10 protein-coding genes are annotated in these 8,322 nt (G+C 72.1%); 5 read left to right on the forward strand and 5 right to left on the reverse strand.

The genetic code is table 11. The annotated features are described in order from the left end of the window. Window positions 1-33: 33 nt before the first annotated feature. A complete protein-coding gene (locus ACH0A8_RS05245) occupies window positions 34-819 on the forward strand; it encodes an endonuclease/exonuclease/phosphatase family protein (RefSeq protein ID WP_251159988.1) in 786 nt (261 codons plus the stop codon). Window positions 820-879: 60 nt separating this feature from the next. On the opposite strand, the gene ACH0A8_RS05250 is transcribed toward ACH0A8_RS05245, so the two are convergent. Continuing rightward, window positions 880-1,707: a hypothetical protein gene (locus ACH0A8_RS05250; RefSeq protein ID WP_271826908.1), complete on the reverse strand. Its 828-nt coding sequence runs from the start codon at window positions 1,705-1,707 to the stop codon at window positions 880-882. A gap of 158 nt (window positions 1,708-1,865) precedes the next feature. Here ACH0A8_RS05250 and ACH0A8_RS05255 point away from each other — a divergent pair, with 158 nt between their 5' ends. Further along, complete coding sequence (locus ACH0A8_RS05255; protein WP_251159986.1) at window positions 1,866-2,792, forward strand: SDR family oxidoreductase; 927 nt, start codon at window positions 1,866-1,868, stop codon at window positions 2,790-2,792. A gap of 176 nt (window positions 2,793-2,968) precedes the next feature. Here the strand turns inward: ACH0A8_RS05255 and ACH0A8_RS05260 are convergent, their stop codons facing one another. Then, window positions 2,969-3,286, reverse strand: coding sequence for a hypothetical protein (locus ACH0A8_RS05260; protein WP_251159985.1), 318 nt, complete (start codon window positions 3,284-3,286; stop codon window positions 2,969-2,971). 152 nt (window positions 3,287-3,438) lie between these two features. Between ACH0A8_RS05260 and ACH0A8_RS05265 the strand changes: the two genes are divergently transcribed. Together ACH0A8_RS05265 and ACH0A8_RS05270 are read left to right on the forward strand one after the other, a co-directional pair. Then, window positions 3,439-4,116, forward strand: a complete 678-nt coding sequence (locus tag ACH0A8_RS05265) for a TetR/AcrR family transcriptional regulator (RefSeq protein ID WP_066651619.1) — start codon at window positions 3,439-3,441, stop codon at window positions 4,114-4,116. Window positions 4,117-4,198: 82 nt separating this feature from the next. Beyond that, the gene (locus tag ACH0A8_RS05270; protein ID WP_066651621.1) at window positions 4,199-4,393 is read left to right on the forward strand and encodes a DUF2795 domain-containing protein; all 195 of its coding nucleotides are present in this window, start codon (window positions 4,199-4,201) and stop codon (window positions 4,391-4,393) included. Between the two features lie 98 nt (window positions 4,394-4,491). Here the strand turns inward: ACH0A8_RS05270 and ACH0A8_RS05275 are convergent, their stop codons facing one another. The 3 genes from ACH0A8_RS05275 to ACH0A8_RS05285 form a co-directional block, all read right to left on the reverse strand. Then, window positions 4,492-6,000, reverse strand: a complete 1,509-nt coding sequence (locus tag ACH0A8_RS05275; protein ID WP_209684345.1) for a threonine/serine exporter ThrE family protein — start codon at window positions 5,998-6,000, stop codon at window positions 4,492-4,494. A 64-nt stretch (window positions 6,001-6,064) separates the two neighbouring features. After that, entirely contained in the window at window positions 6,065-6,541 is a 477-nt protein-coding gene (locus ACH0A8_RS05280; protein WP_271826909.1) for a hypothetical protein, read from the reverse strand. 79 nt (window positions 6,542-6,620) lie between these two features. After that, window positions 6,621-7,061 (reverse strand): OsmC family peroxiredoxin, encoded by a 441-nt coding sequence (locus ACH0A8_RS05285; protein WP_209684341.1) that lies wholly within the window; start codon window positions 7,059-7,061, stop codon window positions 6,621-6,623. A gap of 155 nt (window positions 7,062-7,216) precedes the next feature. Between ACH0A8_RS05285 and ACH0A8_RS05290 the strand changes: the two genes are divergently transcribed. After that, window positions 7,217-8,260, forward strand: a complete 1,044-nt coding sequence (locus ACH0A8_RS05290; RefSeq protein WP_251154237.1) for an NAD(P)-dependent alcohol dehydrogenase — start codon at window positions 7,217-7,219, stop codon at window positions 8,258-8,260. Window positions 8,261-8,322: the final 62 nt, after the last annotated feature.

The following is an 8,322-nucleotide window of genomic DNA, read 5'->3' on the forward strand; positions in this document are numbered from 1 at the left end:
TCGCCCGTGGGAGCGTGTCGGTAGGGTCGACCGGTGAGCCACGTCGCGCGTCCGATCACCCTGATGACCTACAACGTGAAGAACCCGGATCCGCGGCACGACTGGCCAGCGCGCCTGCCGCTGGTGCTCGAGGTCATCCGACGGCACGACCCCGACGTCCTCTGCGTGCAGGAGGCGTTCGACCACCAGATGGACGCCCTCCGACAGGGGCTGCCCGACCACGACGCCGTCGGGCAGGGCCGCGAGGGGGGCTCCGCGGGGGAGCACGCCGCGGTGTTCTTCCGCCGCGACCGCCTGCGCCCCGTCGACGTCGGGACCTTCTGGTTCTCCGACACCCCGGACGAGCCGGTGTCGAACACCTGGGGGAGCCTGTACCCACGGGTCGCCAACCACGCGCGCTTCCTCGACGCCGAGGGGGCCGCCTTCACGCTCCTCACCGCGCACTTCGACCACGAGGAGAACGACCACGGGGACGAGGTCCGTCGGCGCAGCGCCGCCCTCGTCGTCGAGCGGCTCGCCCCGGTCGACGGCCCCGTCGTCTTCGCCGGTGACTGCAACGAACCGTGGGGCGCGGGTCCGGCGTCCCGGGTCTTCACCGATGCCGGGTACCGGGACGCCTGGTCCGACGCCGGTGACCCCGGTGACCGCACCGCGTCCTTCAACGGGTGGCAGGAACCGGTCGACTCCGGCGAGCGGATCGACTGGGTGCTGACCCGCGGCGACGTCACCGCCGAGCGCGTCGTGATGGACCACGACGGCCCGGAGACGTGGGCCGCGAGTGATCACTTCCCGGTGGTGGCGTCCCTGCGCGTGGCCTGAGCCGCGTAACCTGAGCCGCGCGGGTCGTGACCGTGCGGCCGTCGTGCAGTGCGGGACGCGTCAGCAGGACCGGCGTGCGTGCACCGGCATCGGGGACCCGATGACCGTCACCTCGGTGTCGTTCGTCAGCGCCGAGACGCCGTTCGTGCCCTGCGCGTCCTCGCCCGTGTCGTGGGTCGGACCGTCGGTCGCGTCGTCGTGTTCCGCGCGGGGGTCGTCCCCGGTCGGGTCAGCGCCGGTCGCGTCGTCACCGGTCGAACGCTCGTCGGGAGCCCAACCGGCCTCGAGCAGCAGCTGCCACGCTCGGGAGTCGCCGGACCCGAACGACACCTTGTCGGAGCGTGGAGCCGTCGCGATCTCGTCCGCGACGTCGTCGCCGACCTGGACCCCGTCAGGACCGGTCAGCTCGATCCGGTCGCCGGTCCGGCCCCGTACCGAGTCCTTGAGGACACGGATCTCGACCGCGTTGCCGACGGCGGACGGTGTGCGGAGCGCCGCGACGCGGACCGCGCCGCCCCAGGTGTAGGTCGTCCCCGCCGGGAAGCACGCGCCGCCGTCGCCGACCGCGGTCTGCGTGCGCGACGGGGTCCCGAGCAGCCGGTTGAGCAGCGAGACGGTCGACCTCGCGTCGCGCATGGGGACGTCCGCGACGGTGTCGTCGGCGTGCCGGAGGACCAGGGACTCGGCGTCGAGCTCGACCGTGTCCACCCGGCGCAGTTCGCGGTCGGTGACCCGGATCAGTGGCTGGACCGGGTCTGCGACGTCGCTGCGGTCCTCCGCTGCCGCGGCCGGTGCCACGCCCCCCGTCGCGAGGGCATCGGACCCGACCGTGCCGGCCGCGAAGGCGAGCACGGCAGCGCCGAGCGCGAGCAGAGTGCGGGAAGTCACCAGTCGACCGTACGGCCCGGAGCCGGACAGGACGACAGGTGTTACCGAATCGCAGCCCGGTCGTCACGTGTTCGTGATCTTGGGGATGTGTCACGGACGCGTCGCGGGGGACACCCGGCTGGACGGACAGCGGTACCCCGGTGCGTACCGTCCAGGCCATGACGGAGCAGCAGAACGACCAGGCGGGTCTCGACCAGTACGCGATGCAGGACCCCACGAAGATGTACGCCGACAAGAAGCCGGACGAGCAGTACCTGCAGGGTGCCGGCACCGACGAGGAGATGGCGCAGAACGTGCCCGCCGACCACGGTGAGGACACCTACCGCGGCTCCGGCCGCCTGCAGGGCCGCAAGGCGCTCGTCACGGGTGGCGACTCGGGCATCGGTGCCGCCGTCGCGATCGCCTACGCCCGCGAGGGTGCCGACGTCGCGATCGTGTACCTGCCCGAGGAGCAGGAGGACGCCGACCGCATCGTCGGCCTCATCGAGGACGCGGGCCGCAAGGCCGTCGCGATCCCCGGTGACATCAAGGACCTGGCGTTCTGCGAGGAGCTCGTCCAGAAGACCGTCGACGGCCTCGGTGGGCTCGACATCCTCGTGAACAACGCCGGCAAGCAGCAGAACGTCGACGACATCACGAAGATCTCGGACGAGGAGTTCGACGAGACCTTCAAGACGAACGCCTACGCGACCTTCCGCATCACGAAGGCGGCCGTGCCGCACATGCAGCCCGGTTCGACGATCATCAACACGACGTCGATCCAGGCGTACGCGCCGTCACCGCACCTCGTGCACTACGCAGCCACGAAGGCGACCGTGAACAACATGGCCAAGGGGCTCGCGGCACAGCTCGCGCCGAAGGGCATCCGGGTCAACGCCGTCGCTCCCGGCCCGATCTGGACCCCGCTGCAGCCGGCCGGTGGCCAGCCGCCCGAGGCGCTCCCGTCCGCCGGTGAGCAGACCTACCTGGGCCGCTGGGGCCAGCCCGCCGAGCTCGCGCCGGCGTTCGTGTTCCTGGCGAGCGGCGAGTCGTCCTACGTGGTCGGCGAGACGCTCCACGTCGACGGCGGCATGCCGACCCCGTGAGACGGGTCGCCTGACGCGCGCACACCGCAGACGGACGGGAGGCGCGGTGCCGGCTGGCACCGCGCCTCCCTCACAGGCTCGGTGCCGGCTGGCACCGCGCCTCCCTCACAGGCTCGGTCGAGGCGCCCCGCAACGGCTTCGCGTTGCCGTTCAGCGGGGCACGCCCGTCCGTCGTCTCAGCAGGCGACGGAGCGCGCCATCCGCTCCAGCAGCTCCCGTGCGGACATCGCCGCGGTCAGTTCGACCTCGACCGGGTTGATCCCGATCGCGCGCTCGAACGCGCGGCGGCGGGCCTGGTCGGCGATCGGGACCTCGGGGCGTTGCGGCAGCCGGGCGATCGCGCGTGCTGCGGCGCCGAACGCGCCCTCCGGGGAGCCGAGCTGCTCCCACATGGTCCGCACGTCGTGCGCGACCTGCTCGTCGTCGCCGCCGAACTCGTAGCCTGCGGAGGCCATGGTGGCCAGGCCCTGTGCGACGGGGTCTTCGGGAGTCATCCCGGCATGGTCGCACGGCAGCCCGCGTGCGTGCTCCGGGGTCGTCGCCTGTCCCCCGACATGCTGACACCCGTACCGGGGATGCTGTGTCCCCCGCCACTGCGCTTGGATGGAGGTGCGGACAGGACGTCCGCCGCACGACGGAGGGCACGATGCTCGAACACACCAGCGCCGACACGCAGGCGGCAGCCGCCGCGGCCGCCACCCTGCACCTGCGCATCACGATCGTCGGCGCCACGGTCGACGTCCTCCGCGACGTGCCCTTCCACGAGGCCCACGTCGGCATGGTCGCCGAGCGGATGGGCATCACGACGGAGGAGCTCCGCCAGCACTTCCCGTCCTGGGACGGCCTCGTGCTCGCCGCCGTCGACCGCTGGAACGGCGCACGACTGGAGGCGGTGGCGCACGAGGTCGGGGACGGCCCCACGGTCGACCTGCTGCGTGCGATCGTCGCCTCGAACGCCGAGGACCCCGCGCTCATGCGGCTGCTCGTCGCACTGCTCTCCGTCGCCGGCAACCCTGCGCACCCCATGGCCACGTACCTGCGGTCGCGCTACCAGCTCTTCTTCTCGCAGGTCCGGCGCGGACTGGAGCACGACATCGCCGTCGGCCGCGCGCCCCACACGATGGACCCCCGTCGCGGTGCCGAGCAGCTCATCGCGCTGTACGAGGGGCTCCAGCTGCAGGCGATGCTCCGCGCGGAGCTCGACCTGGTGCCGGCGTTCGACCGCGCGGTCGCCCGACTCGAGCGCGGATGGATGGAGCGGTACGAGCCGCAGGCCGCGCAGCGCTTCTCGACGTGGAGCGACAGCGGGAGCTGGGAGATCTGACCCCTGGCCGCGAGGCGCGTCACCCGGGTCGACCCGGAGCCGCACGGGCGTAGTCGTGGAGGCTCCGACGGAAGGAACCGACATGGCAGCACCGAACCCGATCCAGGTCCAGAAGTACCTCAGCGGCATCGACTACCCCGCCTCGAAGGAGGACATCGTCGCGACCGCCGAGAAGGAGGACGCCCCCGGTGACGTCCTGGACGCCCTGAAGGGGATCCCGGACGGCGACTACGACGCCCCCACCGCGGTGACGAAGGCCGTCTCCGACAAGGGCTGAGGCGCTCGCACCACCCGAGACCCGGGCTGGGCGACGTTCCTCGTGCTCCCGGGCACGAGAGCGGTCGCCCAGCCCGGGTCTCGCGTCCGGGTGGTCCCTCAGCGCGGGCGGTGGCCCCGCGGCACGGAGCCGTTGCCCGGGTCGTACCCGGTGTCCCGCAGCACGGGGATCGCCGTCGTGTCGTTGTGGACCGAGTGCACCGTCACCCGACGTGCTCGCCGCAGGGCCCGTCGCGCGCCCGGGGTCGCCACGAGACCACCGAGCACGAGCCCCGCGCCGATGCCGAGTGCCACCGAGACGGCCGCCACGAAGTCGAGCGCGGCGCCGGACGCCCCGGACATGAAGTGCAGCAGGGCATCGGACACCGCGACACCGGGCAGCAGTGCACCGCAGAACGCCGGCACCGCGATCGCCGCCACGGCCGTGCGCATCCGGGCTGCTGCGATGGTCGACAGCACGCCGAGCAGCACCGACGCGATGAACGTCGCTCCCAGCAGCGGCATGCCGAGGTGCCGGAGCTCCCAGAGGAACGCGCCGGCGGTGACCGAGAACACCACCGCGACGGGGATGACCCGGGCACTGGCCTGCTGCACGAAGCAGTTCGCCGCCGCGGACACGACCGTCAGCGACAACGAGGCCCACAGCGGCAGCGGTTGCAGCACGATGCCGGACGGGTCGACCTCGATGCTGAGCCACTGCAGGACCGCGATGCCGGCCGGGACCCCCACGACGATCGCGGCGATCACGAGCACGATGTAGAACGCCCGAGCGACGGCCATGGCCCGGAAGCCGGAGATCGCGTCCTGGGCCCAGGTGACGAGCGACACGTGGGGCAGCAGCAGGACGACGAGTGCGGCGACCATCGTGGCCGCACCCGTCGCGGTCAGGACCTCGGCCCAGATCGCCAGGGTGCCGATGGCCGAGGCGACGGCTGCCTGCGCACCGGAGACGAAGAACTGCGGGAAGCCCCGGCCGGTCAGCCAGCGGCCGGACAGGATGATCCCGAACATGAGCACGAACGCGCCGACACCGGCACGCCAGCCACCACCGGCCTGCATCGCGATCGAGGTACCGAGCACCGAGAGGCCCACGTCGGCGAGCCAGGTCGGCCACCGGGTCGGCAGCCGCAGGACGGCGACCAGGGCGCTCACCGCGCTCGTCATGTCGCGCTCGCCGTGCACCAGGTCGTCGACGATCTGGTTCGCGCGCGCGAGCCGGTCGAGGTCGGAGCCGTCGGACTGCACCGTGCGGACCTTGACGAGCGGCGGGTGGTCGGCCGGGGCGTACTGGAGCGTGACCGAGCTGCCGGAGAAGTCGAGGTCGAGGGGCGCGAGGTTCCACTTCGTTGACACCGCGACGACGGCGGTCTCGACACTGCGGGTGTCCGCACCGGAGGCGAGCATGACCTCGGCCAGGTCGAGGCAGAAGTCGACGATCTGCACCGGCGAGTACTGCTCGCGCGGGCGGGTGTCCGGGGTGACGTCCTCGTAGATCGTGCCGCGCAGGCGGGCACGGGCGTCGCGGATGTCGTGCTGTGCGAGGTTGCGGACGCGCGGCCGGGGTGGGCGCCCGGGCCGCGGGACGCCGGGGAGGAACTGCTCGGCCATCAGACCATGGTGCCAGCCGCTCGCGCCCGAGTCCGGACGTCCGCTGGACGTTGCCGATGACGGGTCAGTGACGGGCCTGCGTGCTGAGTCGTCCGGCTGCGAAGGCGGTGAGGACCGCACCGACCAGCACGACGACCTGCCCGGTCAGCTGCAGTCGGGTGGTCCGGATCGGCAGCATCGTCTCGCCGGCGAGGGGCGCGTAGGCGAACCACCCGAACGACGGGTTCGGTGCTGCGAGGAGGAGGACCACGCCGGCGACGAGCAGGATGATCCCGACCAGCAGCCCCCGGAGCGTCCAGGTGCGGGCGAGGCGAGCGGCGCACACGGCCGCGACGATCCCACCGAGCAGGGCGAGGACCGCCCCCACGACGAGCTGTCCGGGTCGGTCCCCGCTGACGAACGCGAAGTCACCGCCCGATGCACCCGCGATCCAGCCGGACGAGTCGAGTCGCCGCACCGCCAGGAACACCACGCCGACGAGGGCGACGAGTGCGCCCACCCACGTGACGACGTGCGTGCGGGTGCGGAAGAGGCGGCGCATGCGCCCCACCGTACCGATGGACGGACGGGAGGCGCGGTGCCAGCTGGCACCGCGCCTCCCGTCCGTCCGTCGGTGACGACTACTGCTCGAAGGTCGCCTTGAGCTCGATCTCGACGCCCGTGAGCGCCTTGGAGACCGGGCAGGTCGCCTTGGCCTCGTCGGCCGCCTTCAGGAAGGCGGCCTCGTCGATGCCGGAGACCTCACCGTTGACGGTGAGGGTGATGCCGGTGAGCTTGAAGCCGCCGGCGCTGTCCGGGCCGAGCGAGACGTCGGCCTTGACGTCGAGGGCCTCGACGGTGCCGCCGGCCTCGCCGAGGATCGCGGAGAACTGCATCGCGTAGCAGGCCGAGTGGGCCGCGGCGATGAGCTCCTCGGGGCTGGTGGTGCCACCGGCCTCGTCCGCGGCGCGCTTCGGGAAGGAGACGTCGTAGGTGCCGACCTTCGAGCTCGACAGCTCGACCTGGCCGGAACCGTCGTTGAGGCCGCCCTGCCAGGCGGTGCGTGCGGTGCGCGTGGGCATAGCCGCTCCTTTCGTTGGGGGAGGCCCCGTTCAGGGCCGACGCCAGTCAACCGGAGAACGACCGTTCTCGCAACCGGCTCTCGGGGAAGACGCAGGATGTCCGGCGACCGAGATGCGCGACAGGTGTAGTTTTGACGGAGATCGAAGGAGAACCCATGCACGCCGTCGTGTTCGAACAGTTCCGGACGTTCCCCGTCCTGACCGAGGTCGAGAAGCCCGTCCCGGGACCCGGGGAGGTGCTCCTCAAGGTCGCCGGTGCCGGGGCGTGCCACTCCGACGTCGCCGTCTACCGCGAGTTCCAGGAGGGGCAGCCGGGCGCGCAGGCCCCCGGGTTCGTCCTCGGGCACGAGACCTCCGGGTGGGTCGAGGCCGTCGGTGACGGGGTGAGCGGCTTCACCGAGGGCGACGCCTACCTCGTCTACGGGCCGGTCGGCTGCGGGCACTGCGCGTCCTGTTCGAAGGGCCAGGACACCTACTGCGAGAACGCCGCCACGAACCCGTACGCGGCCATCGGTCTCGGTCGGGACGGCGGCATGGCGGAGTACGTGACCGTCCCGGCGCGCAACCTCGTCTCGCTCGGTGACGCCGATCCGATCGCGGCGGCACCGCTCAGCGACGCCGCACTCACGCCGTACCACGCGATCAAGGCAGCGATGCCGAACCTGGCGGGCGGCGGCAGGTACGCGCTCGTGGTGGGGCTCGGCGGTCTCGGGCAGATCGCCGTGCAGATCCTCACGGCGCTCACCGGCGCCACGGTCATCGCGACCGACACGAAGCAGGACGCGATGGACCGTGCCGCGGCCCGCGGTGCGGTCACCGTTCCCGCCGGGCCGGACCAGGCCACCGCGATCCGCGAGCTCACCGGCGGCAAGGGCGTCGATGCGGCGTTCGACTTCGTCGGTGCGACGCCGACGATCGCGACCGCGAAGGCCTCGATGGCGATCGGCGGACGGCTGACCGTCGTCGGGATCGCCGGCGGAACCGTCGAGTGGAACTTCTTCACGACGCCGTACGAGTCGACGATCACGAACACCTACTGGGGCACGATCGAGGACCTGCACGAGGTCGTCGCGATGTACCGAGCGGGGCAGATCGAGCCCGACGTCGAGCGGTTCGCGTTGTCCGACGCGCTCGAGGCCTACCGCAAGCTCGAGGCCGGCGAGCTGTCCGGCCGCGCGGTGGTCGTCCCGACGCTGTAGCGGCGGCCGCGGCCGCCGCCCGGGCGCGTATAAACAACAGACGCAGCCGACCACACCACAAA

Origin of the sequence: Curtobacterium sp. 179-B 9B NHS (assembly GCF_045370965.1) — a bacterium.
Taxonomy (GTDB): Bacteria; Actinomycetota; Actinomycetes; order Actinomycetales; family Microbacteriaceae; genus Curtobacterium.